The sequence below is a fragment of the Bacillus massiliigorillae genome, from assembly GCF_000380245.2.
Lineage (GTDB): Bacteria > Bacillota > Bacilli > Bacillales > DSM-1321 > Bacillus_AD > Bacillus_AD massiliigorillae.
In genome coordinates this window covers 227631-252611 of sequence record NZ_HG428744.1, presented here as the reverse complement: position 1 = coordinate 252611, position 24981 = coordinate 227631, and the positions used below count along the sequence as shown (strand labels likewise).

The window sequence follows — 24981 nt, the reverse complement described above, 5'->3', positions numbered from 1 at the left end:
CAGAATGAAGGTACGAGTTGCCGCTCCACTAACGATTGATAGTATTGTAGATGGACCTGGCTTACGAATGGTGTTATGGACACAAGGTTGTCCACATCGATGTGAAGGGTGTCACAATCCGAAGACACATTCATTGGATGGTGGTTTTGAAGTAACATGTGCTAGCATCATTGAACAAATTCATTCAGCTAAGTTACAACGCGGCATCACATTATCTGGCGGTGATCCGTTTTTACAAGCGAAAGCGTTACTACCTATTGCAATAGAGGCTAAGAAGTGTGGGCTAGATATATGGGCATATACGGGATACTGCTGGGAAGAGTTGATGAATGAGCGAAATCCTCACTATCAGGATCGTCAGTTACTGTTACAGCAGATAGATGTTTTAGTCGATGGTCGTTTTATAGAAGAGAAAAAGTCACATGAGCTTTTATTTAGAGGATCATCAAATCAGCGAATTATTGATGTGAAACAATCGTTGGAAAGTGATGCGGTTGTATTATGTTCAGAATATATGTAGAGAAATATTAGGTAACATAGGTTATATAATAAAGCGTAAAAGGGGGTTCGGAAATTACTTTTCGGACATCCCTTTTTCTATTTTTACCTTGTTCAAAGTGTTAGGATTGGTTACACTAACTAGTATCTTATGGACGAAGAAAATCTTAATTTTATGTAAAACGGAGGCAGCGTTACTGTATGACTGCAAAGAAAAAATTTGAAGTGCAAGAAAATGAAACAATCGATATGTGTTTGGATCGTATGAAACAAGAAGGATATATGCCGGTTAGACGAACTGAAAAGCCTGTATTTAAAGAAATTGTCAAGAACGGTGAAACTATTTATGAACCCGAAGGAAGAAAAATTGTGTTTGATGGCCTAAAAATATAGCAAAAAGCGAACAATAAAATAAGTTGTGTTATTATTGTTCGATTATTTATTGACTTACAAACTGTTGGTTGTTAATATGAATCTAGAATAAAAGTACCTCTCATATAATCTTGGGGATAAGGCCCATAAGTTTCTACCCGATTACCGTAAATGATCGGACTATGAGAGAAAGTACATACTATTAGGGTGTATTGTCTCTTCTTCTCGTAGAAGTATTTGGGATAAAAACGGTTCCCGGATAGTTTACTTTCTCTTGTAGAAGTAGACTATTCGGTTTTTTTATGCGTAAAACAGGGTATAGCGATAGTTGATTGTTTTTTTGTAAAGTAAGTTATTTGTTCATGTTTAGCTCAATATCATGCATAAGTCTTTCCTTTTCAGAGATGGATTTTCTGTAAGGTCTGTCTTCTGCATGTCTGCATTTCATATTAGCTTCGGCGGCTAAGCCTCTCAGGGGCTGAGCAAGCCGTTTCAGCTTTTTTAAGTGTCTAGCCTTACACCTGACATGCTCGGTCATAAGTCGCATGTCACCGGTGACGGCATTTCAATTGAATCTAGCTTTAACGGCTAGCCTCTTGAGGATATAAGCCCTTCCTCTTCAGAAATCAAAATCGGATTTCTAAAGAGAAATGTCTTATACCTGCCGAGGCTGAGCAAGCCGTTTCAGCTTTTTATTTCAGGAGGGGAAGAGATGAAGCCTCAGGTTGGCGTTATTATGGGGAGTATTTCGGATTGGGATACGATGAAATACGCATGCGAAGAATTAGATAAGTTTGAGATACCTTATGAGAAGCAAGTTGTTTCTGCACATAGAACACCAGATTTAATGTTTGAATATGCAGAAAGTGCAAGAGAGAAAGGAATTAAGGTCATTATTGCAGGTGCAGGAGGAGCTGCGCATTTACCAGGAATGGTAGCAGCGAAGACAACTTTACCTGTCATTGGTGTGCCAGTGCAATCTAGAGCACTCAATGGTTTAGATTCACTTCTTTCCATCGTGCAAATGCCAGGTGGTGTTCCAGTTGCGACAGTAGCAATTGGAAAAGCAGGAGCAACGAATGCTGGATTACTCGCAGCACAAATACTATCCGCATTTGACGAGTCATTAGCAGGTAAATTAGATGCAATGCGAAATGAGACAAGAGAAAAGGTGTTAGAGAGCAGTGAACAACTTAAATAAAGTTATCTTACCAGGTCAAACAATTGGAATTATTGGTGGCGGTCAATTAGGTAGAATGATGGCTCTTGCAGCTAAGGCATCAGGCTTTAAAATTGCTGTTTTAGATCCAACACCAAATTGTCCGTGCGGTCAAGTGGCAGATATCGAAATTACAGCGCAATACAATGATTTGAATGCATTACAGCAGCTAGCTGATGCGAGTGATGTAATTACATTTGAATTTGAAAATATTAGTGGTGAAGCACTTGAGTGGCTAAAGCAGCATGCTTACATTCCTCAAGGCTCAGAGCTCTTGAAAATTAGTCAAAATCGAATTATTGAAAAGGCGGCAATTACGGAAGCAGGAGTTGAAGTTGCACCGTATGCTGTAATTCAAAGTGAGACAGATCTTCATGAGCAGATTGATAAAATTGGTTATCCAAGCGTATTAAAAACCGCTACAGGTGGATACGATGGTAAAGGACAGCTTGTCTTACAAAGCAAAGAAATGCTTGAAGAAGCTACGGAAATTCTGAAACATGGTGACTGTGTATTAGAAGCATGGGTTCCATTTGTGAAAGAGATTTCCGTTATTGTCACGCGCAATGTGAATGGAGAAACGAAAGTTTTTCCGGTAGCGGAAAATATTCATCGTGAAAACATTCTGTATCAATCGATTGTTCCGGCTCGTATTTCTAAGCAAACAGAGAATGCAGCAGTTGAGAAAGCAATGCTTATCGCAAATTCTATGAAACTTGTAGGAATATTAGCAGTAGAGATGTTCGTTACCGAAAATGAAAAAATCTATATCAATGAATTGGCACCGCGACCACATAACTCTGGTCATTATACGATGGAAGCTTGTGAAACTTCTCAATTTGAACAGCATATTCGTGCCGTTTGTAATTGGAAGCTAGCGGATACGACTTTGTTAAAGCCAGTCGTAATGGTGAATATTCTTGGTGAACATATGGAACCATTATTGAATAAAATACCCGATTTGAATAATTGGAAAATCCATTTATACGGTAAATCGGAAGCGAAAGTTAAGCGTAAGATGGGGCATGTAAATATTTTACGTGAAACGACAGAAGAGGCTTTAATCGAAGCTGAACGAAGCAATATATGGTAAGTGAAGATATATACGAAAAAATGGAGGAATTAAAACATGATTGAACGTTATACACGACCAGAAATGGGAGCGATTTGGACGGAAGATAATCGCTTTAATGCATGGTTAGAAGTTGAAATTTTAGCTTGTGAAGCTTGGTCAGAGCTAGGGGTTATTCCAAAGGAAGATGTTAAATTACTTCGTGAAAATGCATCTTTTGATATTGCACGTATCAATGAAATCGAATTAGAAACTCGTCATGATGTAGTGGCTTTCACTCGTGCGGTATCTGAAACACTTGGTGATGAGCGTAAATGGGTACATTATGGTTTAACTTCAACTGACGTTGTTGATACAGCAAACTCATATTTATTAAAACAAGCAAATGATATTCTACAAGCAGATTTAGAGCGCTTTGTGGAAATCCTAAAAAATAAAGCATTAGAACATAAATATACAGTTATGATGGGACGTACTCATGGTGTTCACGCAGAGCCGACTACATTTGGTTTGAAATTAGCACTTTGGTATGCAGAAATGAAACGTAACCTAGAGCGTTTTAAAGCAGGAAGAGAAAGTGTTGAGTATGGAAAAATTTCTGGAGCGGTTGGTACATATGCAAACATCGATCCTTTTGTAGAAAAATATGTTTGTGAAAAGCTAGGAACAAAGCCTGCTCCAATTTCTACACAAACATTACAACGTGATCGTCACGCTCATTACATGAGCACAATCGCATTAATTGCGACATCTATTGAGAAGTTTGCAACTGAAGTTCGTGGTTTACAGAAGAGTGAAACGCGTGAAGTAGAAGAAGCATTTGCGAAAGGTCAAAAAGGTTCTTCTGCAATGCCACATAAACGTAATCCAATCGGTTCTGAGAACATGACTGGTCTTGCACGTGTTATTCGTGGCTACATGATGACAGCTTATGAAAATGTTCCATTATGGCATGAAAGAGATATTTCACACTCTTCAGCAGAGCGTGTCATCTTACCTGATGCAACGATTGCATTAAACTACATGTTAAACCGTTTCGGTAATATCGTGAAAAACTTAACGGTATTCCCAGATAACATGAAACGCAATATGGATCGCACATTAGGTTTAATTTACTCACAGCGCGTTCTACTTGCGCTAATTGATAAAGGTCTTGCACGTGAAGAAGCGTACGATACAGTTCAACCAAGAGCAATGCAAGCTTGGGATGAGCAAGTACAATTCCGTACATTAATTGAAAGTGATGATAAAATCACAAGTCTTCTTTCTCCTGAAGAGATTGCTGACTGCTTCGATTATAATTATCACCTAAAAAATGTTGATGTTATTTTTGAACGCGTAGGACTTTAAGAACTATATAAACATCTTGGAAGTGAGTTGCTCACTTCCGGATGTTTTCCTAAATGAGTTTTCTATTTAAGGTTTGTTTTCGGAAGAATTTGAATATAGGTAATATTTTGATTAATACTATTGGTAAATAACTAATATGAGGGATTCTTAATGCTTTATTAATTCCCACTATTCCCAATTTGGAGGGGCTACGTCATGGAGAAACAAGCGTTACTATATCAAGGAAAAGCGAAAAGAGTATATGCAACAAATGATGAAAATGTGGTTTGGTTAGAATATACAGACCAAGCTACAGCTTTTAATGGAGAGAAGAAAGAAAATATTCAAGGTAAAGGCGTTTTAAATAATGAGATTACAAGTCTTTTATTTGTAAAACTTCAAGAAAAAGGTATTCCTTCTCACTTTATTAAAAAGCTTTCTGACCGCGAGCATTTAGCGAAGAAAGTGGACATCATTCCATTAGAGGTAGTCGTTCGTAATGTAGCAGCTGGAAGTCTATCTAAACGTTTAGGAATGGAAGAAGGTACAGTGCTAAGACATCCTATCGTAGAGTTATATTATAAAAATGATGATTTAGGAGATCCATTAATTACAGATGCTCACATCTCATTATTAGAAATTGCAACACCAGAAGAAATCAAAGAAATTACTGAAAAAGCATTGAAAGTAAATGATGTTTTAAAAGAATTTTTTGCATCAATTAATATTAGATTAATAGATTACAAGCTTGAATTTGGTAAAACAGCTGATGGTGAAATTCTATTAGCAGATGAAATTTCACCAGATACTTGCCGCCTTTGGGATGCAACAACAGGTGAAAAACTTGATAAAGATGTATTCCGTCGCGACTTAGGAAATATCACAGATGCGTATGAACAGATTTTAACTAGACTTGGAGGAGCTCAACATGTATAAGGTAAAAGTTTATGTAACATTACGAGAAAGTGTATTAGATCCACAAGGAACAGCCGTTCAACATTCATTGAACAGCCTTTCATATACAGAAGTACAAGATGTTCGTATTGGTAAATATATGGAGTTAACAATCGAAAAAAGCGACCGTGATGTAAATGAAGTCGTGAAAGAAGTATGTGAGAAGTTATTAGTTAATACGGTAATCGAAGACTATCGCTATGATGTTGAGGAGGTTGTCGCACAGTGAAATTTGCAGTCATCGTGTTTCCTGGGTCCAACTGTGACGTAGATATGTATCACGCGATTAAAGATGAGCTTGGTGAGGAAGTCGATTACGTTTGGCATACTGAAACAGATTTATCTCAGTATGATGGGATTTTATTACCAGGTGGTTTCTCTTATGGCGATTATCTTCGCTGTGGTGCAATCGCGCGCTTTTCAAATGTAATGGAGCAAGTAATTAAAGCTGCTCAAGATGGAAAACCAATATTAGGCGTATGTAACGGATTCCAAATTCTTTTGGAAGCAGGTCTTTTACCTGGTGCAATGAGACGTAATGATAGCTTGCATTTCATTTGCCGAAATGTGGAATTACAAGTAGCAAACAATAATACAATGTTCACGAATGCTTATGACAATAATGAAGTTATTACAATTCCAATCGCACATGGTGAAGGAAACTATTATTGTGATGAAGCAACGCTACAACAATTGAAAGATAATGGTCAAATTGCATTCACTTATGCGGGTACAAATCCGAACGGTAGTTTAGAAGATATTGCTGGTATTACGAATGAACAAGGTAATGTACTAGGAATGATGCCTCACCCAGAGCGTGCGGTAGATTCATTACTAGGAAGTGCGGACGGATTAAAGTTATTTCAATCTATAGTTAAACATTGGAGGGAATCACATGTCGTTACTGCTTGAGCCAAGTCCAGAACAAATTCAATCAGATAAAATTTATGCAGAAATGGGACTTTCTCCTGAAGAATTCGAAATGGTAACTAAAATTCTAGGACGTCTTCCGAATTACACAGAAATCGGTCTTTTCTCTGTTATGTGGTCAGAGCACTGCTCTTACAAAAACTCTAAGCCAGTATTGAAGAAGTTCCCAATTACAGGCGAAAAAGTACTTCAAGGACCTGGTGAAGGCGCAGGTATCGTTGATATCGGTAATAACCAAGCTGTTGTATTCAAAATCGAATCACATAACCATCCTTCAGCAATTGAGCCTTACCAAGGTGCTGCAACAGGTGTTGGTGGTATTATTCGTGACGTTTTCTCAATGGGAGCTCGTCCAATCGCTCTATTAAACTCTTTACGTTTTGGTGAGTTAAACACACCACGTACAAAGTATTTATTTAAAGAAGTAGTTGCTGGTATTGCGGGCTACGGTAACTGTATTGGTATTCCTACTGTTGGTGGCGAAATCCAATTCGAAGACTGCTATGAAGGCAACCCACTTGTAAATGCAATGTGTGTTGGCTTAATTAATCATGAAGATATTAAAAAAGGTCAAGCGCACGGTGTTGGCAATACAGTGATGTATGTTGGTGCGAAAACAGGTCGTGACGGTATTCACGGGGCAACATTTGCATCGGAAGAGCTAACTGAAACTTCTGGCGATAATCGTCCAGCGGTTCAAGTTGGAGACCCATTCATGGAGAAATTATTACTAGAAGCTTGTCTTGAATTGATTAACTGTGATGCACTAGTTGGTATTCAAGATATGGGTGCTGCAGGTCTTACAAGTTCATCAGCGGAGATGGCAAGTAAAGCAGGATCTGGTATCGAAATGAATCTTGACTTAGTTCCACAACGTGAAACAGGCATGACAGCTTATGAAATGATGCTTTCTGAATCACAAGAGCGTATGCTAATCGTTGTTAAAAAAGGACGCGAGCAAGAAATCGTTGATCTTTTCTCTAAATATGATTTAGAAGCTGTTGCAATCGGTCACGTAACAGACGATAAGCAACTTCGTTTAATTCATAAAGGTGAAGTAGTTGCAGATGTACCAGCAGATGCATTAGCAGAAGATGCTCCAGTTTATCATAAGCCTTCTTCAGAGCCTGCTTACTTTGGTGAATTCCAAGGTATGAAGCTTGAAACACCAGTAATCGAGAATTATGGTGAAACATTAACGAAGCTTCTTTCACAAGCAACAATTGCAAGTAAAGAATGGGTTTATGATCAATATGACTACATGGTACGTACGAACACCGTTGTAGCACCTGGATCAGATGCGGCGATTGTACGTATTCGTGAAACAAATAAAGCATTAGCGATGACAACAGATTGTAATTCAAGATATATCTACTTAGATCCAGTAGCAGGCGGAAAAATCGCAGTTGCAGAAGCAGCGCGTAACATCGTTTGTTCGGGTGCTGAGCCACTTGCTATTACAGACTGCTTAAACTTTGGTAACCCAGAGAAACCGGAAATCTTCTGGCAAATTGAAAAAGCAGCTGACGGTATGAGTGCAGCTTGTCGTGAATTATCAACTCCTGTAATCGGTGGAAACGTATCATTATACAACGAAACAAATGGTGAAGCTATTTATCCAACACCAGTTATCGGTATGGTTGGTCTTGTATCAGACTTAGCGCATATTACGACGCAAAACTTCAAACATGAAGGCGATGCGATTTATGTAATTGGTGAAACAAAAGAAGAATTTGGTGGATCAGAGCTTCAAAAAATGTTAAATGGCAAAGTTTTCGGACCAGCTCCTTCTATTGATTTACAAGTAGAAGAAAAACGCCAACAACAACTTCTTGCAGCGATTCGTGCAGGGGTAGTGGCATCTGCTCATGACGTTGCGGAGGGTGGTCTTGCAGTTGCACTTTCTGAGTCATTGTTCGGTAAAGAAGAATTAGGTGTGAATGTAACTGTAAAAGGCGATGTTGTATCAGCATTATTCAGTGAAACACAATCTCGTTTCCTAGTATCTGTGCCTAAAGTACAACAAGCACAATTTGAAAGCTTAGTAGAAGATGCTATTCATATTGGTGAAGTAACAAATACAGGTTCTTTAGTGATTGCTAATGAAAATAACGAAACAGTTCTCAACGAACAGGTGAAGGATTTACATTCGGCTTGGAAAGGGGCTATACCATGCTTGCTGAAATAAAAGGTCTAAACGAAGAGTGTGGTGTTATAGGTATTTGGGGACATAGCGATGCTGCCCAAATTACTTATTACGGATTGCACAGCTTGCAGCACCGTGGGCAAGAAGGAGCTGGAATGGTTCTGACGGATGGCGAAAAGCTAATCGGTGTGAAGGGCGAAGGTTTAGTGACTGAAGTATTTTCACAAGAGAAAATGAAAGATGTTCATGGTATTGGATCAATTGGTCATGTACGCTATGCAACAGCTGGTGGAGGCGGGATTGAAAATGTTCAACCCCTTCTCTTCCACTTTCAAAATGAAAGTATGGGCTTAGCTCATAACGGTAATTTAGTGAATGCTACTCAATTAAAAGCGCAACTTGAAGCGCAAGGAAGTATTTTTCAAACAACTTCTGATACAGAAGTAGTAGCTCATTTAATTAGACGTTCTGGACCTATGAGTTTAAAAGACCGTGTAAAGAATGCATTGAGCCTTGTAAAAGGTGCATATGCATTCCTTGTGATGGGAGAAAAAGAAATGATTGTAGCTCGTGATCCGCATGGTCTACGTCCACTTTCACTGGCTAAGCTAGGTGATGGCTATGTAGTAGCGTCTGAAACATGTGCGATTGATATTGTTGGGGCTACGTTCATTCGAGATATTGAACCAGGTGAAATGTTGATTATTAGCGATGAAGGAGTGAAAGCAGAGCGATTTGCTTCATCTCATACACATGCAATGTGTGCAATGGAATATGTGTATTTCTCTCGTCCTGACAGCGACATCGATGGTATTAACGTGCATACAGCTCGTAAAAACATGGGTAAAAAATTAGCGATGGAAGCGTTAATTGATGCCGATGTTGTAACGGGTGTACCAGATTCAAGTATTTCAGCTGCTATCGGATATGCAGAGGCAGCTGGTATTCCATATGAAATGGGATTAGTTAAAAATCGTTATGTAGGTCGTACCTTTATTCAGCCTTCTCAATCATTACGTGAGCAAGGTGTAAAAATGAAACTATCACCTGTTCGTGGTGTAGTAGAAGGAAAACGCGTCATCATGGTAGATGATTCAATTGTTCGTGGAACGACAAGCAAACGTATTGTGAGATTGTTGAAAGAAGCGGGAGCGACAGAAGTACATGTTGTTATTAGCTCACCGCCAATTAAAAACCCATGCTTCTATGGCATTGACACATCTACACGAGAAGAACTGATTGCTTCGGATAAATCTGTGGATGAAATCCGTGAATTAATCGAAGCTGATTCATTAACGTTCTTAAGTGAAACAGGGATGGTTGAAGCGATTAGTAGTTCGTTGGATGGCGAAATGAAAGGCTGCTGTTTAGCTTGCTTTAATGGGAAATATCCAACTGAAATATATGAAGAATTGGAATTGAACTCATCTAAAACGATTTGTTAAGGCACTGACTAAGGTGCAACATTGAACGGGATAAAAAACATAAAGCAGCATGATATATGCTGCTTTCTTACTTAAAACCTATTGTTTGTAATTGGAGGACCGACAAAATGGCAAATGCATATAAACAAGCTGGTGTAGACATTGAAGCAGGTTATGAAGCCGTAAATAAAATGAAGAAACACGTTCAAAAGACAATGCGCAAAGGAGTATTAAGCGGACTAGGTGGCTTTGGTGGAATGTTCGACCTTTCCACACTTGGACTTGAAGAACCAGTTCTTGTATCAGGTACGGACGGAGTTGGTACGAAGCTGATGCTAGCTTTCATGATGGATAAGCACGATACAATCGGTATTGATGCGGTAGCTATGTGCGTAAACGATATCGTTGTACAAGGTGCAGAGCCATTATATTTCTTAGACTATATTGCTTGTGGTAAAGCTGATCCGGATAAAATTGAAGCGATTGTAAAAGGGGTAGCAACAGGTTGTGAGCAAGCTGGTGCAGCTTTAATCGGTGGAGAAACAGCAGAAATGCCGGGCATGTATGATGAAGAAGAATATGATTTAGCTGGATTTGCAGTAGGTGCTTGTGAGAAGAAGAACTTAATTACAGGTGCAAATATTGCTGCTGGTGATGCGTTAATCGGGTTAGCATCAAGCGGTATTCACAGTAATGGGTATTCATTAGTACGTAAGGTGTTATTGCAAGATGCAGGGAAAGACCTGCAAGAATTTGACGAAACATTAGGCTGTAAAATCGGTGAGGAATTATTAAAACCTACACGCATTTATGTGAAGTCTTTACTTTCTGCTTTGAAGCAATTCAACGTAAAAGGTATGGCACATATTACAGGTGGCGGCTTTATAGAAAATATTCCAAGAATGCTTCCTCAAGATTTTGGCGTTGAAATCAATAAAGGCACTTGGCCAGTACATCCAATTTTCCAATTGCTTCAGAAGGAAGGCAATTTAGTAGAAGATGAAATGTACAATATCTTCAACATGGGAATCGGTATGGTTGTTGTTGTACCAGCAGAAGAAGCAAAAGCAGCGGTAGCTCATTTTGAACAACTTGGTGAAAAGGCTTATGAAATCGGACAAGTCGTTTCAGAACAAGGCGTACACTGGGGGAAATAAAACAATGAAGAAAATCGCAATTTTTGCGTCAGGCAGTGGAACTAACTTACAAAGCATTGTTGATTATATTAAACAAGGTACGTTACAAGCTGAAATTGCTTTAGTTGTGTGTGATCAACCAGGTGCGTTTGCGATTGAAAGAGCAAAGAAAGAGAACATTCCAACGTTCATTTTCAAAGCAAAAGACTATGAGAATAAAGTAGCTTTTGAAACGGAAATTGTGAAAGAACTGCGTGAAAGAGACGTAGAATTCATTGTGTTAGCTGGTTATATGCGTTTAATCGGTGAAACGCTTCTAAGTGCTTACTCGCATAAAATCGTGAATATTCATCCTTCACTTCTTCCTGCGTTTCCTGGTAAAGATGCGATTGGGCAAGCATTTAATGCAGGCGTGAAGATTACGGGAGTAACCATTCATTATGTAGATGAAGGCATGGATACAGGACCAATTATCGCGCAACAAGCGGTTGACATTTTGGACGGAGATACGAGAGATACATTGCAAGTTCGTATTCAAGATACAGAGCATTGGTTGTATCCAGACGTGTTGCGTAAGATTTTAGCATAGAACGTTTTTTCTAATAGAAAGGGAGACATTTGATCATGACAAAAAGAGCGTTAATTAGTGTATCGGACAAAACAGGAATCGTAGAATTCGCTAAGCAATTAAAAGAAGTTGGTTTTGAAATTATTTCTACTGGTGGAACAAGTAAGGCATTACAAGAAGCAGGTGTAGAAGTAATTGGCATTAGTGATGTAACAAACTTCCCAGAAATTCTAGATGGACGTGTAAAAACATTACATCCAAGCGTACATGGTGGCTTGCTTGCTAGACATGATGATCCAGATCATAAACAGCAAATCGAAGCACATAACATTCAACCAATTGAACTTGTTTGTGTAAACCTTTATCCGTTCCAACAAACAATTGCGAAAGCGGATGTAACGGTTGAAGATGCGATTGAAAACATTGATATCGGTGGACCAACAATGCTACGATCAGCTGCGAAAAATCATGAGTATGTAACTGTTGTAGTTGACCCAAGCGATTATGAAACAGTTATTGCTGAATACAAAGCAGAAGGCAAAACAACATTTGCAACTCGTCGTGCGTTAGCAGCAAAAGTATTCCGTCATACAGCAGCTTATGATAGTGTGATTTCTCAATACATGACAGAACTTGTAGGTGAAAAACAACCTGAGAGCGTAACGTACACTTATGATTTACAACAAAGCTTACGTTATGGTGAAAACCCACATCAACAAGCAGCGTTCTATAAAAAGCCACTTGGTTCAACATTCTCAATTGCAAATGCAACGCAATTGCACGGAAAAGAACTTTCTTACAACAACATTAATGATGCAAATGCAGCACTACAAATCGTTAAAGAATTTGAAGGTCCAGCAGCAGTAGCAGTAAAACATAACAATCCTTGTGGCGTTGGTACAGGTGCGTCTATTTTTGAAGCATTCTCAAAAGCATATGAGGCAGATTCAACTTCCATCTTTGGTGGAATTATCGCTTTAAACGGTGAAGTAGATGTTGAAACAGCGAAGAAATTGCACGAGATTTTCTTAGAAATCATCATAGCACCAAGCTTCTCTCAAGAAGCATTAGATGTGTTAACTAGTAAGAAGAATCTTCGTCTATTAACAATTCCTTTCAGCGATAATAATGTAGCGGAAAAAGTAATGACATCTGTTGAAGGTGGCTTACTAGTGCAAGATGCTGATATGTATTCTCTAGAAGATGCAAATATTACTGTTCCAACAAAACGTCAACCTACTGACGAAGAGTGGGAAGCGTTAAAATTAGGCTGGAAAGTTGTTAAACATGTGAAATCAAATGCGATTGTTGTAACAGACCGTCAAATGACATTAGGTGTTGGTGCAGGTCAAATGAATCGTGTAGGTTCAGCGAAAATTGCGCTTGAGCAAGCTGGTGAAAAAGCAAAAGGTGCAGCACTGGCTTCTGATGCATTCTTCCCAATGGGTGATACAGTTGAAGTAGCAGCTAAAGCAGGAATTACAGCGATTATTCAAACAGGCGGAAGTATCCGTGATGAGGATTCAATCAAAGCGGCTGATGAAGCTGGTATTGCAATGGTATTTACAGGCGTTAGACATTTTAAACATTAAAATGGAGGTATGCACAGAATGAACGTTTTAGTTGTTGGTCGTGGGGGACGTGAGCATGCGATTGCTCGTAAATTCTCGGAAAGTAATCGTGTAACAAAAGTGTTTGTAGCACCAGGTAATCCAGGTATGCAAGATGTAGCTACATTAGTTCCAATTTTGGAAAATGAGCAAGAGCAAATCATTGCTTTTGCGAAAGAGAACAATGTTGAGTGGACATTTGTTGGTCCTGAAGTACCTCTATTAGAAGGTCTTGTTGATGCTTTAGAAGCAGCAGGTTTGAAAGCGTTCGGACCTCGTCAAAATGCTGCTGAAATTGAAGGTAGCAAAAGCTTCGCCAAAGATTTAATGAAGAAATACAACATACCAACTGCTACATACGAAACATTTACATCCTTTGAAGAAGCGAAGAGCTATGTTGAGAAAATGGGTGCTCCGATCGTTATTAAAGCAAACGGCTTAGCGGCTGGTAAAGGCGTTGTCGTTGCAATGACAGAAGAGGAAGCAATTGATGCATTATCGGAAATGATGTTAAATGCAAAATTCGGTGAAGCTTCGGCTAGTGTTGTAATTGAAGAGTATTTAGAGGGAGAAGAGTTTTCACTTCTTTCATTTGTAAATGGCGATAAAGTATATCCAATGGTGATTGCACAAGATCATAAGCGTGCATTCGACGGTGATCAAGGACCTAATACTGGTGGAATGGGTGCGTATTCTCCAGTACCACAAATCTCTGAAGCAGTCATTGCAGAAACATTGGAAACGGTTGTTCATCCAACGGCTCAAGCAATGATTAGTGAAGGTCGTACATTCTCAGGCATCCTTTATGCAGGATTAATGCTTACTGCAAAGGGTCCGAAAGTTATAGAATTTAATGCTCGTTTCGGTGATCCAGAAACTCAAGTTATTCTTCCTCGTTTGAATTCAGATTTAGTAGACGTACTAGATGCTGTTCGTGCAGGACAAGAATTCGAACTTGATTGGTCAAAGGATGCTGTTCTTGGCGTAGTTCTTGCGGCAAAAGGTTATCCAGATGACTATAACAAAGGTGATGTTATTACTGGGTTAGACACTATTGATAAAGATGTTCATGTGTATCATTCAGGTACAGCACTTGATGCGCAAGGAAATACCGTAACGAATGGTGGACGTGTGTTATTCTTATCAGCAAAAGGTGCAACTCTTGAAGATGCAAAACAAAAAGTTTATGAAGAAATTAAGAAAGTATCTTGCGATGCTTTGTTCTATCGTAGTGATATTGGACATAGAGTCATTAAAGCTTCAGTAAAGTAAACATAGAAAGTGGATGTCTAACTAAGCATGGTTTTTAGACATCCATTTTTTTTCGATAGAAGTAAACGTCTAACCTTACACCTGTCTCCTTTCGCATTGGAAGTAATACAAAGAGGAAACATATTCATTCAAAAGGGTCGGTGCCGGTTTTTTAAATTAGATAAGAAAGTATATAGATTGGTGCAGTGTCTAGCTCCAGCGCCCAGCGACGTATAGATTTCGCCCATCTCCCTACGATAAGTCAACATCGAATCGGCTACCGCCTCTTCGTGTTTCCTTTATCTCAGTCGAAGTGCTCCAATCTATACGTCGCAAAACGGGCGCTTGCGCTTTTCTTATTGCATTTTGGGATATGCATAAAGATGAAAAAATAAAGTTGTTGAAAATTGGGGATAATAAATGAAAAACTTCCGTCTATGATGTAAGACGGAAGCAAGATAGAGGAATTTAACTCGGGTTTGATTGTGTATCTGTAGAAGCTTCATCTTGGAACATAGTAAGGTCCATCATGTCCATGTCGTCCATAAGGTCTTGAACCATACCTTGACCTTTGTTAAATAGGGCAGTCATTGGGCAATAGCGTACAATACCTTCTGCAACCTTCATGCTTGCGATAATTACCCAGATGATATACGATTCTTTCCAAGGTCTTCTCACCATTTTCGCAGTAAACCAAGATAACATGGTTAATCCACACGTTATTCGTAAAAGTGCGTTCATAGTAGAGATGTTTGGTTTATACTTCAACATGTTGAAAGTCTCCCTTCACAAAATGTTAACTGAAAGTTGTGAAACATTACTGTGTAAAATTAACCAAATATGTTAACATAGATACAAAACTGTAAGAAAAGCTAAAGCGCTATTAAATAAAAAACAAAATAATGCTTGGAGGGATGTTCATGCTAGAACAGCGCTATAGGTGGAAGAACAAACAACTGCGTGAGCATATCGCCATATTAGATGGCAAAAGGTCACCGCAAATATTATTAAAAAACGCAACGTATTTAAATCAAGCGTTACGGAAATGGTTAGTCGCGAACATTTGGATCTATGATGATCGTATCATCTATGTGGGTCCTAAACTTCCTGAGAAGATAAAAGAGTGTGAGGTTGTAGATTGCACCTCTCTATTTTTAGTACCAGGTTACATTGAGCCTCATGTTCATCCATTTCAATTATATAATCCCCAATCATTTTCTCATTATGCATCGTTAACAGGAACTACTACGCTTATTAATGACAACATGATGTTATTTTTACATTTGGATAAAAAGAAAGCGTTTTCTTTGTTAAGGAAATTTAGAAATTCACCTATGTCTATGTATTGGTGGTGCCGTTTTGATCCACAAACTGAAATTCCAAATGAAGAAACGGTGTTCTCTCATGCGAATATTAAATCCTGGCTTGAACACGATGCTGTCTTGCAAGGTGGAGAGCTAACAGGATGGCCAAAGCTACTTGATGGTGACGATTTAATGTTGCATTGGATTCAAGAAGCGAAGAGAATGCGTAAGCAAATTGAAGGACATTTTCCTGGAGCATCGGAAAAAACATTAGCTAAGATGACATTACTTGGAGCGGATTGTGATCACGAAGCGATGACTGGGGAAGAAGTGATGAATCGATTGATGCAAGGTTATTCTGTTTCTCTACGTCATTCATCGATTAGACCGGATTTGCCAAAAATGATTGATGAAATTCATGAGTTGGGTATCGACCGTTATGATAAGTTCTTCCTTAATACGGATGGTTCTTCACCTGCCTTTTATGAAAATGGTGTCATGAATCGTCTCATTGCTATTTGTATTGAACACGGAGTTCCAGTTATAGATGCGTATAATATGGCAACCATTAATGTTGCTCGACATTATAACTTGGAATATTTACATGGGAATATTAATACAGGCCGTGTGGCAAATATTAATTTCCTTACAGATCCGACAAATCCAACACCAGTATCTGTTATGGCTAAAGGAAAATGGATGTTGAGAGATGGGAAGAAACAGAAGCAAGAGTATGAAATTAAATGGTCAGAATATAATCTTGATCCACTTCAATTGGAGTGGGATTTAACACAGGATGATTTACAGTTTTCAATGCCATTTGGAGTAGAGATGGTGAATAATGTCATCATGAAGCCATATTCGGTTACGCGTGATATGTCTTATGATGAGTTAGATTTCAATCATGATGAATGTTTCTTTATGCTCATCGATCGACATGGGAAATGGAGAAATAATACGATTCTAAAAGGGTTTGCTGATAAATTATGTGGTTTTGCAAGTTCGTTTTCGAATACGGGAGATATTATTGTCATCGGTAAACGAAAAGAAGATATGATGCTCGCCATGCAAGAACTCAAAAGAATGGGTGGAGGTATCGTATTGACGGAAAATGGAGAAGTACTTCATCGCATACCGCTTGCTCTCAAAGGAATCATGTCAGATAAACCTATGGACATATTAATTGAGGAAGAAAAAGTGCTAACAGAACTTTTAAAAGAAAGAGGATACAAATATACCGATCCTGTATATAGTTTATTGTTTTTCTCATCGACTCATTTACCATATATTCGTATTACTCCAACAGGAATGTACGATGTTATGAATAAGACAGTACTCTTTCCGACTATAATGCGTTAAAATAGTAAAGAAGGCATTACAGATAGGCTAATATGAAATGGAGAAATCATTATTATGAAGCTTAAGACTATTTCTTGTATATTGGCAGCCTCACTATTGATTGTAGGCTGCAGTAAAGATAAGGAACCAGAAGAAGACAAGCCTGTTCATAAAAAGGTAGAAGTTAAAGAAGAAACAAAATATACTTATCCTTTAACAGGTCAATCAACAGAGGGTGAAGTCAACAAGAGACCAGTAGCAGTAATGATTAATAATCATCCAAAGGCACGTCCACAAAGTGGACTGCAAAAAGCAGATATTGTTTATGAAATGTTAGCAGAAGGCGATGTAACAAGGTTTTTGGCGGTTTATCAAAGTGAAGAGCCAGAAAGGGTTGGGCCTGTTAGAAGTGCACGAGATTATTTTATTGAACTAGCAAAAGGCTTGAATAGTATTTATATTTGTCACGGGTATAGCCCAGATGCAAAACAACTACTCGATGCTGGCTATATTGACAATTTGAATGGCTTATTTTATGATGGAACGCTCTTTAAACGTGACAATTCACGTAAAGCACCGCATAATTCTTATATAACATTTGCTAATATTGAAAAGGGTGCAGAAGAACAGTCCTTTAATCTTGAAGAGCAACCAAAGGGATTTGCTTTCTTAAGTGAAAAGGAAGAAAAGTCTCTTGAAGGAGAAGCTGCTACAAATGTAACAGTGAAATATGGTTCTCATTCTTTTGATGTGATGTATAAGTATGATGAAGGTAAGATGCAATATACACGTTATAGTGATGGTGTTCAAACGGTTGATAAAGACACAGATGAACCTGTGTTATTAAGTAATATTATTATTCTAGAAGCTCCGCATAAGATCATTGATAGTCAAGGGCGTCGCGATATTGATTTCTCTGCTGGTGGTAATGCGTACTTGTTACAAGAAGGAAAATGGAATACAATACAGTGGCAGTTTAATAACAATGTGATTACTTTCGTGAAAGATGGAAAAGAGGCGAAACTCGTACCAGGAAAAACATGGGTTAATGTTGTTCCAGATAAACCTGGTTTAGAGTCAAACGTAACCTTTCAATGATGCTAATTAATGTTTATTATACAAACTAATTTCATGTAAGGTGAAAAAGGATATATTTATGTGAGCAAAGGAGTGACAACCATATGCAGATTGATAAACTTAGAGGAAAAGAGCTAGATCAGCTATTTAACGCTGTACTATCTTTAAAAGATTTAGAAGAATGTTATCGATTCTTTGATGATTTATGCACGATTAACGAAATTCAATCTCTTGCTCAACGTTTAGAAGTAGCTCGTATGCTTCAAGAGGGAAAAACCTATCATAAGATTGAAACGGAAACAGGTGCAAGCACAGCTACGATTTCACGCGTCAAGCGTTGTTTAAATTATGGTAATGATGCATATGCGATGGCATTAGACCGAATTGAATCAGATAAGGAAGAAAAGTAATTCGACAGGCAAAGTGCCTGTCTTTTCTTTTGGAAATAAAGGTGATATTAGGATTAATGTCCCCTTTTCTGAAGAACTTTTTTTCTGCGTTTTCTTAATGCTATAATGATGAAATGGAAGAAAGATTGGGGGCCGTATAATGTACGATTACAACGAGTGGAAACATGTATTTAAGCTCGATCCAAATAAAGAAATCAATGATGAACAATTAGAACAAATTTGCGAGTCCGGTACAGATGCTATAATGGTTGGTGGCACAGATGGTGTTACACTAGAAAATGTGCTTGATCTTATGGCGCGTGTACGTAGATATAGTGTGCCATGTGTGTTAGAAGTGTCCTCGATTGAAACGGTGACGCCTGGATTTGATTTATATTTTATTCCAAGTGTATTAAATAGCCGTGATCCGAAATGGATTGTTGGGCTCCATCAGGAAGCAGTAAAAGAATATGGTGATGTGATGGATTGGGAAGAAATTCACATTGAAGGTTACTGTATTTTGAATGGGGATTGTAAAGCTGCTAAAGTGACGAATGCGAATACGGAGCTTTCTACTGAAGATGTAGTTGCCTATGGTGAAATGGCAGAAAGAATGTTTTCGTTGCCAATTTTTTATATTGAATATAGTGGTATGTACGGTGATCCAGAGGTTGTTGAAAACGTAAAGTTGAAATTAGAGAAAACAACATTGTTCTATGGTGGCGGTATTACACGTGTAGAGCAAGCAAAAGAAATGGCACAACATGCAGATGTCGTAGTTGTTGGAAATATAATCTATGATAATTTTGCAGAAGCCTTAAAAACGGTAAAAGCCGTTAAAGATTCTAATTAAATTCCAAAACAAGTGATAAATACAGTATAATATACAGAACGAATGTTCTTATTGGTGGTGTAAATATGGGAAATGCAGAAATGCTTGTTAAAGGATTAAATCCTGAGCAGAAAAAAGCTGTCCAAACGACAGAAGGACCGCTTCTTATTATGGCGGGTGCAGGTAGTGGTAAGACGCGAGTGTTAACACACCGAATAGCGTATTTAATGAAGGAAAAGGGTGTTGCTCCGTGGAGTATCCTTGCGATTACGTTTACAAATAAAGCGGCGCGCGAAATGAGAGAGCGTATCGGTAACTTGCTTGGTCCAGATGCGGAAAATATTTGGATTTCAACATTTCACTCGATGTGTGTACGTATTTTAAGAAGAGATATTGATCGTATCGGTTATAGTCGTACATTTTCTATACTTGATACAACGGATCAGCAATCAGTTATTAAGCAAATCTTGAAAGATTTAAATATAGACTCTAAGAAGTACGATTATCGTGCTTTATTAGGAGCAATTAGCTCAGCAAAAAACGAATTAGTAAATAGCGAAGAATATGAGAAAACAGCGGCTGACTATTTCTCAAAAGTCGTGAGTGATGTATATAAAGAATATGAAAAGCGCCTTCGTAAAAATCAAAGTTTAGACTTCGATGATTTAATTATGAAGACGATTCTTTTGTTCGAGCGCGTACCTGAAACGCTTGAATTTTATCAACGTAAGTTTCAATACATTCACGTGGATGAGTACCAAGATACGAACCGTGCACAATATATGTTAGTTAAAATGTTAGCTGCACGTTTCAGAAATTTATGCGTAGTTGGTGACTCAGATCAGTCAATCTATCGTTGGCGTGGAGCAGATATCGCTAATATTCTTTCATTTGAGAAAGACTATAGCAATGCAAATATCATTTTCTTAGAGCAAAATTATCGTTCAACAAAACGTATTCTTGAAGCAGCCAATGAAGTAATTGCTAATAACAGCAATCGTAAGCCGAAAAATCTTTGGACAGATAATGATGAAGGAAATAAAATTCACTATTATCAAGCGGATAATGAGCAGGCAGAAGCTAGTTTTGTTGTGAGTAAAATTCTTGATGCAACAAGAAATAATGGCAAGAAATTAAGTGATGTAGCTATTCTCTATCGTACAAATGCCCAGTCGCGTGTAATGGAGGAATTTTTACTAAAATCGAACTTGCCATATACCATTGTGGGCGGCGTGAAGTTCTATGATCGTAAAGAGATTAAAGATGTACTGGCGTATTTACGTTTAATTTCTAACCCACATGATGATATAAGTTTACGTCGTATTATTAATGTTCCAAAGCGTGGAATTGGTTCAACATCGCTTGATAAAATTGCTGATTTTGCTGTAATGCAAGATACTTCTATGTTTGATGCGCTTATGAATATTGATTTAATTGGACTAAGTCCAAAGATTACGAAAGCAGCACGTGAATTCTGTGATTTAATCCAAGGCTATACGAATATGCAGGATTACTTATCAGTAACGGAGCTAGTTGAAGAAGTACTGGATAAAACAGGTTATAATGAAATGTTGAAAGCGGAGAAATCATTAGAAGCGCAAAGTCGTCTTGAGAACTTGGAAGAGTTTTTATCTGTTACAAACAACTTTGAAGCTAATAATGAAGATAAGAGCTTAGTGGCGTTTTTAACAGATTTAGCACTTGTAGCAGATATTGATCAATTAGATAAAGATGAAACACCACAAGAAGGTGTGACATTAATGACTCTTCACTCAGCGAAAGGACTAGAGTTCCCTATTGTATTCTTACTTGGATTAGAAGAAGGGGTCTTCCCACATAGCCGTTCATTAATGGAAGAAGAGGAGATGGAAGAAGAGCGTCGTCTTATGTATGTAGGTGTAACGCGTGCTGAACAAGAATTATTCCTCACGAATGCTCAGATGCGTACACTGTTTGGTCGTACGAACTGTAATCCAGTTTCTAGGTTCATTAGTGAAATTCCAAGTAGCTTACTTGTGGACATTCGCGAGGAAGAGCGTCAAAAAAGAGCAGCATCTTCACCAGCTTCTAGAGGTACAAGCACTTTCTCTTCAAGACGTGCTGCGGTAGCCGCGCAACCAGTGAAAGCACCAGTTCAAACGGGTGGTAATAATCTTGCATTAGGTGTGGGCGATAAAGTACAGCATAAGAAATGGGGAGTCGGAACGGTTGTTAGTGTAAAAGGTGAGGGCGAAAAGAAAGAGCTTGATATTGCTTTCCCAAGCCCTACAGGTATTAAACGTTTATTAGCGGCTTTTGCTCCAATAGAAAAAGTGTAAAGAAAGGGCTGGTCAAATGGATTTAACGACTGCCAAAACAAGAGTAGCTGAGCTACACAATATATTAAATCAATATAACTATGAATACCATGTACTGGATAACCCATCGGTTCCAGATGCGGAATACGATCAGCGTCTTCACGAGCTAATTGACCTTGAAGAGCAATATCCGGAGTTGAAAGCACCTGATTCACCAACAGAACGTGTTGGTGGAGCGGTGTTGGATGCTTTTCAAAAAGTAGAGCATCAAACACCGATGTTAAGCCTCGGAAATGCTTTTAATGAAGCGGATTTATTAGATTTTGATCGAAAGGTTCGTCAAGCTATCGGAGAAAATTATTCGTATGTGTGTGAATTAAAAATCGATGGCTTAGCTGTTTCGTTAATGTATGAAGCAGGTTTATTTGTTCGTGGTGCTACGCGTGGAGATGGTACAATAGGTGAGGATATTACAGCTAATCTAAAAACCATTAAATCTATTCCACTTCGTATTAAACAGCCATTAACATTTGAGGTGCGTGGCGAAGCGTTTATGCCGAAGAAGTCTTTTGAGAATTTAAATATAGCTCGTGCTGAACGTGAAGAAGATTTATTCGCGAATCCACGTAATGCTGCGGCAGGCTCACTGCGTCAGCTTGATCCACGAATTGCGGCATCACGTAATTTAGATGTCTTTCTTTATGGAATTGCTGATTTAGGGGGAACGGGTGTTGTTGCACATAGTGAAGGTTTGGATTTGTTAGACGAGCTTGGTTTTAAAACGAATAAAGAGCGCCGTACATGTGCGAACATTGAAGAAGTAATTCAATACGTGAATGGTTGGACAGAAAAGCGTCCACATTTACCTTATGAAATTGATGGCATCGTTATTAAAGTGAATTCATTAGCGCAGCAAGAGGAACTCGGTATGACAGCGAAAAGTCCACGTTGGGCAATTGCTTATAAATTCCCAGCTGAAGAGGTTGTCACTAAACTGCTTGATATTGAATTAAGCGTAGGACGTACGGGAGTTATTACACCTACAGCTATTCTGGAGCCAGTTCGTGTTGCGGGTACAACGGTTAGCCGTGCTTCACTGCATAATGAAGATTTAATTCGTGATAAAGATATTAAAATTGGTGATTATGTTGTTGTGAAAAAAGCTGGCGATATTATTCCGAAAGTGGTTAATGTTCTGGTTGAACGCCGAACAGGTGAAGAGCAAGACTTTAAAATGCCAACACATTGTCCTGAATGTGAGAGCGAACTTGTTCGCTTAGAAGGAGAAGTAGCACTTCGCTGTATTAATCCGAAATGTCCAGCGCAAATTCGTGAAGGTTTAATTCACTTTGTGGCACGTACTGCGATGAACATTGATGGTTGTGGAGAAAAAGTGATTACGCAGCTATTCCAAGAAAGTCTAGTTCAAGATGTAGCGGATTTATATAAGCTAACGAAAGAGCAGTTACTAGGCTTAGAGCGTATGGGAGAAAAGTCAGCAACAAAGCTGTTAGCAGCTATTGAAGCATCAAAAGAAAATTCGTTAGAACGTTTGTTATTTGGTATCGGGATTCGCCATGTGGGAGCGAAAGCAGCTAAGACTCTTGCTCAGCAATTCGAAACAATGGATGCTTTAGCAAAAGCTTCTTTCGACGATATTAAAGATATTAATGAAATCGGCGAAAAAATGGCTGATTCCGTTGTTACGTTCTTTGAACAGCCGGAAGTGGCGGAACTGCTTGAGGAGCTACGTAGTTTTGGAGTGAATATGACTTATAAAGGTCCAAAATTAGTGACAGCTGAAGACAGCGATTCATACTTTGCTGGTAAAACAGTCGTGTTAACTGGTAAGCTAGAAGTGCTTACTCGTAACGAAGCTAAGGAAAAGCTAGAGGCGAAAGGCGCGAAAGTAGCTGGCAGTGTTAGTAAGAAAACACACTTAGTCGTTGCAGGCGCTGATGCTGGATCGAAATTAGCAAAAGCACAAGAGCTTGGTGTTGAAGTATGGGACGAGGAGAAACTAATAGAAGAACTAAATAAATAAGAGGTGTAAACCATGAAACGTATCTTGTGTATGGGGTTAGCATTTATGCTGCTCTTATCAGGATGTGCTCCTAAGTATGATAGCCAAGAACAAGGAGGACAAAAGAACAAAGATAACGAGACAAAAGCGATTATTCCCAAATACAAAATTTCGGATAAGTATTATCAAACGATTTTACCATTTGAGCCAAGCAAGGCACGTGGACAAGTTGTTTCGAATTTAAATACTCGTTACGATATGAATGAAATGGAAATGGGTTTAATGCGTATTGCACAAGAAAGTTTTAATCCGGATAAATATTTCTTCAAAGAAGGTCAATTTTTATCTACGAAGAAGGTAAAAAGCTGGCTAGAACGTAAATATACCCCTGAGCAATTGAAAGCAAACAAGATGAAAGAATCAGAAAATCTTGGCTTGAATCCTATTGATCCAGGTAAAGGTGATATTGAAAAACGAAACGAAGAGAATCCGCTTTATTTAGCGCATATTCTTGAACATAATTATATGGTGCGTAAGTCAGATAACAAAGTAGGTTTAGGTGGCGTTGTAATTGGTCTTGCTTTAAATTCAACTCACTATTACCAAAAAGAAGAATTTGGTGATGTCTTTGATGTAGATATTCCAAATGAAAAAATGATGGCTGAAGGAAAGAAAATTGCACAAGAAGTACTAAATCGTTTGCGTCAAGATGAAGATTTGAAGAACGTTCCGATAACAATTGCTCTCTTTAAGCAACAAAAGAAAAACGCCGTTGTACCAGGAAATTTTGTTGCCTACACAGAAGTAGGACAAGGTAGTTCGCAAATATCTAGCTGGAAAAAAGTAAACGAGAAGTATTACTTATTCCCATCATCTGAAGCCGAAGAACAGCATCGCGATGATAATAAATTATTCTTGAATTTCAAACAAGATATTGAGAAGTACTTCCCGAACTTTAACGGAGTCATCGGTAGAGCATTCTATATTGATGATCAACTGACAGATTTGAAAATTGATATTCCGATTCAATTCTATGGAAAGTCTGAAGCAGTTGGCTTTACTCAGTATGTAGCTGGTAAAGTCATGGAGATATTCCCAGACTATATTAATGTTCAAGTAGCTGTTTCATCTGTTAGTGGGCAAGAATCCTTGATTGTTCGAAATGCAGATTCGAAAGAACCATTTGTTCATATTTATCAATAAAAAAACGAC

The 24981-nt window shown here is 38.4% G+C and carries 22 protein-coding genes and 1 riboswitch; of the genes, 21 read left to right on the top strand and 1 reads right to left on the bottom strand.

The window, feature by feature from the left end; all coding sequences use genetic code 11:
- Positions 1–4: 4 nt before the first annotated feature.
- The 14 genes from nrdG (at position 5) to purD (ending at position 14530) form a co-directional block, all read left to right on the top strand.
- Positions 5–520 carry an anaerobic ribonucleoside-triphosphate reductase activating protein gene (nrdG, locus tag TX86_RS21460; protein ID WP_042352036.1) on the top strand — a complete coding sequence of 172 codons (516 nt, stop codon included), beginning with the start codon at positions 5–7 and terminating at the stop codon, positions 518–520.
- Between the two features lie 179 nt (positions 521–699).
- Positions 700–891 (top strand): NETI motif-containing protein, encoded by a 192-nt coding sequence (locus TX86_RS21455; protein WP_042352035.1) that lies wholly within the window; start codon positions 700–702, stop codon positions 889–891.
- A gap of 80 nt (positions 892–971) precedes the next feature.
- Positions 972–1073, top strand: a riboswitch (purine riboswitch).
- 509 nt (positions 1074–1582) lie between these two features.
- On the top strand, positions 1583–2071 hold the full coding sequence (gene purE / locus TX86_RS21445) for a 5-(carboxyamino)imidazole ribonucleotide mutase (RefSeq protein ID WP_042352032.1): 489 nt from the start codon (positions 1583–1585) through the stop codon (positions 2069–2071).
- Positions 2055–3182 carry a 5-(carboxyamino)imidazole ribonucleotide synthase gene (gene purK, locus TX86_RS21440; protein ID WP_042352031.1) on the top strand — a complete coding sequence of 376 codons (1128 nt, stop codon included), beginning with the start codon at positions 2055–2057 and terminating at the stop codon, positions 3180–3182. Before purE ends, purK begins: the two co-directional genes overlap by 17 nt.
- A 36-nt stretch (positions 3183–3218) precedes the next feature.
- Positions 3219–4511, top strand: a complete 1293-nt coding sequence (gene purB / locus TX86_RS21435; RefSeq protein ID WP_042352030.1) for an adenylosuccinate lyase — start codon at positions 3219–3221, stop codon at positions 4509–4511.
- Between the two features lie 195 nt (positions 4512–4706).
- Positions 4707–5426 (top strand): phosphoribosylaminoimidazolesuccinocarboxamide synthase, encoded by a 720-nt coding sequence (purC, locus tag TX86_RS21430; RefSeq protein ID WP_042352029.1) that lies wholly within the window; start codon positions 4707–4709, stop codon positions 5424–5426.
- On the top strand, positions 5419–5673 hold the full coding sequence (gene purS, locus TX86_RS21425; RefSeq protein ID WP_042352028.1) for a phosphoribosylformylglycinamidine synthase subunit PurS: 255 nt from the start codon (positions 5419–5421) through the stop codon (positions 5671–5673). Before purC ends, purS begins: the two co-directional genes overlap by 8 nt.
- The gene (gene purQ / locus TX86_RS21420; RefSeq protein ID WP_042352027.1) at positions 5670–6356 is read left to right on the top strand and encodes a phosphoribosylformylglycinamidine synthase subunit PurQ; all 687 of its coding nucleotides are present in this window, start codon (positions 5670–5672) and stop codon (positions 6354–6356) included. The genes purS and purQ overlap by 4 nt, the downstream gene beginning before the upstream one ends.
- Positions 6340–8562 (top strand): phosphoribosylformylglycinamidine synthase subunit PurL, encoded by a 2223-nt coding sequence (purL, locus tag TX86_RS21415; RefSeq protein WP_042352025.1) that lies wholly within the window; start codon positions 6340–6342, stop codon positions 8560–8562. The genes purQ and purL overlap by 17 nt, the downstream gene beginning before the upstream one ends.
- A complete protein-coding gene (purF, locus tag TX86_RS21410; protein WP_042352024.1) occupies positions 8547–9965 on the top strand; it encodes an amidophosphoribosyltransferase in 1419 nt (472 codons plus the stop codon). The genes purL and purF overlap by 16 nt, the downstream gene beginning before the upstream one ends.
- A gap of 107 nt (positions 9966–10072) precedes the next feature.
- Complete coding sequence (gene purM / locus TX86_RS21405) at positions 10073–11101, top strand: phosphoribosylformylglycinamidine cyclo-ligase (protein ID WP_042352023.1); 1029 nt, start codon at positions 10073–10075, stop codon at positions 11099–11101.
- A 4-nt stretch (positions 11102–11105) separates the two neighbouring features.
- Positions 11106–11669: a phosphoribosylglycinamide formyltransferase gene (gene purN / locus TX86_RS21400; protein WP_042352021.1), complete on the top strand. Its 564-nt coding sequence runs from the start codon at positions 11106–11108 to the stop codon at positions 11667–11669.
- A gap of 35 nt (positions 11670–11704) precedes the next feature.
- Positions 11705–13240, top strand: a complete 1536-nt coding sequence (gene purH, locus TX86_RS21395) for a bifunctional phosphoribosylaminoimidazolecarboxamide formyltransferase/IMP cyclohydrolase (RefSeq protein ID WP_042352019.1) — start codon at positions 11705–11707, stop codon at positions 13238–13240.
- A gap of 18 nt (positions 13241–13258) precedes the next feature.
- The gene (gene purD / locus TX86_RS21390; protein ID WP_042352018.1) at positions 13259–14530 is read left to right on the top strand and encodes a phosphoribosylamine--glycine ligase; all 1272 of its coding nucleotides are present in this window, start codon (positions 13259–13261) and stop codon (positions 14528–14530) included.
- A gap of 447 nt (positions 14531–14977) precedes the next feature.
- On the opposite strand, the gene TX86_RS21385 is transcribed toward purD, so the two are convergent.
- Positions 14978–15280, bottom strand: a complete 303-nt coding sequence (locus tag TX86_RS21385; RefSeq protein WP_042352016.1) for a YgaP-like transmembrane domain — start codon at positions 15278–15280, stop codon at positions 14978–14980.
- Positions 15281–15429: 149 nt separating this feature from the next.
- Here TX86_RS21385 and TX86_RS21380 point away from each other — a divergent pair, with 149 nt between their 5' ends.
- The 7 genes from TX86_RS21380 to TX86_RS21350 all read left to right on the top strand — a co-directional run bounded on the left by TX86_RS21380 (position 15430) and on the right by TX86_RS21350 (position 24972).
- Entirely contained in the window at positions 15430–17172 is a 1743-nt protein-coding gene (locus TX86_RS21380; protein WP_042352015.1) for an adenine deaminase C-terminal domain-containing protein, read from the top strand.
- A 54-nt stretch (positions 17173–17226) separates the two neighbouring features.
- The gene (locus tag TX86_RS21375) at positions 17227–18249 is read left to right on the top strand and encodes a DUF3048 domain-containing protein (protein ID WP_042352014.1); all 1023 of its coding nucleotides are present in this window, start codon (positions 17227–17229) and stop codon (positions 18247–18249) included.
- Between the two features lie 83 nt (positions 18250–18332).
- Entirely contained in the window at positions 18333–18638 is a 306-nt protein-coding gene (locus TX86_RS21370) for a YerC/YecD family TrpR-related protein (RefSeq protein WP_042352012.1), read from the top strand.
- 139 nt (positions 18639–18777) lie between these two features.
- Positions 18778–19470, top strand: coding sequence for a heptaprenylglyceryl phosphate synthase (gene pcrB / locus TX86_RS21365; RefSeq protein ID WP_042352010.1), 693 nt, complete (start codon positions 18778–18780; stop codon positions 19468–19470).
- 65 nt (positions 19471–19535) lie between these two features.
- On the top strand, positions 19536–21767 hold the full coding sequence (gene pcrA / locus TX86_RS21360; protein WP_042352008.1) for a DNA helicase PcrA: 2232 nt from the start codon (positions 19536–19538) through the stop codon (positions 21765–21767).
- Between the two features lie 16 nt (positions 21768–21783).
- Positions 21784–23790 (top strand): NAD-dependent DNA ligase LigA, encoded by a 2007-nt coding sequence (ligA, locus tag TX86_RS21355; RefSeq protein WP_042352006.1) that lies wholly within the window; start codon positions 21784–21786, stop codon positions 23788–23790.
- Between the two features lie 12 nt (positions 23791–23802).
- On the top strand, positions 23803–24972 hold the full coding sequence (locus TX86_RS21350; RefSeq protein ID WP_042352004.1) for a CamS family sex pheromone protein: 1170 nt from the start codon (positions 23803–23805) through the stop codon (positions 24970–24972).
- Positions 24973–24981: the final 9 nt, after the last annotated feature.

What these genes read in the sequence shown, in the direction of transcription:
- nrdG (WP_042352036.1), top strand. Translation starts at nt 5, where the DNA reads ATGAAGGTACGAGTTGCCGCTCCACTAACGATTGATAGTATTGTAGAT.
- TX86_RS21455 (WP_042352035.1), top strand. Translation starts at nt 700, where the DNA reads ATGACTGCAAAGAAAAAATTTGAAGTGCAAGAAAATGAAACAATCGAT.
- purE (WP_042352032.1), top strand. Translation starts at nt 1,583, where the DNA reads ATGAAGCCTCAGGTTGGCGTTATTATGGGGAGTATTTCGGATTGGGAT.
- purB (WP_042352030.1), top strand. Translation starts at nt 3,219, where the DNA reads ATGATTGAACGTTATACACGACCAGAAATGGGAGCGATTTGGACGGAA.
- purC (WP_042352029.1), top strand. Translation starts at nt 4,707, where the DNA reads ATGGAGAAACAAGCGTTACTATATCAAGGAAAAGCGAAAAGAGTATAT.
- purS (WP_042352028.1), top strand. Translation starts at nt 5,419, where the DNA reads ATGTATAAGGTAAAAGTTTATGTAACATTACGAGAAAGTGTATTAGAT.
- purL (WP_042352025.1), top strand. Translation starts at nt 6,340, where the DNA reads ATGTCGTTACTGCTTGAGCCAAGTCCAGAACAAATTCAATCAGATAAA.
- purF (WP_042352024.1), top strand. Translation starts at nt 8,547, where the DNA reads ATGCTTGCTGAAATAAAAGGTCTAAACGAAGAGTGTGGTGTTATAGGT.
- purM (WP_042352023.1), top strand. Translation starts at nt 10,073, where the DNA reads ATGGCAAATGCATATAAACAAGCTGGTGTAGACATTGAAGCAGGTTAT.
- purN (WP_042352021.1), top strand. Translation starts at nt 11,106, where the DNA reads ATGAAGAAAATCGCAATTTTTGCGTCAGGCAGTGGAACTAACTTACAA.
- purH (WP_042352019.1), top strand. Translation starts at nt 11,705, where the DNA reads ATGACAAAAAGAGCGTTAATTAGTGTATCGGACAAAACAGGAATCGTA.
- purD (WP_042352018.1), top strand. Translation starts at nt 13,259, where the DNA reads ATGAACGTTTTAGTTGTTGGTCGTGGGGGACGTGAGCATGCGATTGCT.
- TX86_RS21385 (WP_042352016.1), bottom strand. Translation starts at nt 15,280, where the DNA reads ATGTTGAAGTATAAACCAAACATCTCTACTATGAACGCACTTTTACGA.
- TX86_RS21380 (WP_042352015.1), top strand. Translation starts at nt 15,430, where the DNA reads ATGCTAGAACAGCGCTATAGGTGGAAGAACAAACAACTGCGTGAGCAT.
- TX86_RS21375 (WP_042352014.1), top strand. Translation starts at nt 17,227, where the DNA reads ATGAAGCTTAAGACTATTTCTTGTATATTGGCAGCCTCACTATTGATT.
- TX86_RS21370 (WP_042352012.1), top strand. Translation starts at nt 18,333, where the DNA reads ATGCAGATTGATAAACTTAGAGGAAAAGAGCTAGATCAGCTATTTAAC.
- pcrB (WP_042352010.1), top strand. Translation starts at nt 18,778, where the DNA reads ATGTACGATTACAACGAGTGGAAACATGTATTTAAGCTCGATCCAAAT.
- pcrA (WP_042352008.1), top strand. Translation starts at nt 19,536, where the DNA reads ATGGGAAATGCAGAAATGCTTGTTAAAGGATTAAATCCTGAGCAGAAA.
- ligA (WP_042352006.1), top strand. Translation starts at nt 21,784, where the DNA reads ATGGATTTAACGACTGCCAAAACAAGAGTAGCTGAGCTACACAATATA.
- TX86_RS21350 (WP_042352004.1), top strand. Translation starts at nt 23,803, where the DNA reads ATGAAACGTATCTTGTGTATGGGGTTAGCATTTATGCTGCTCTTATCA.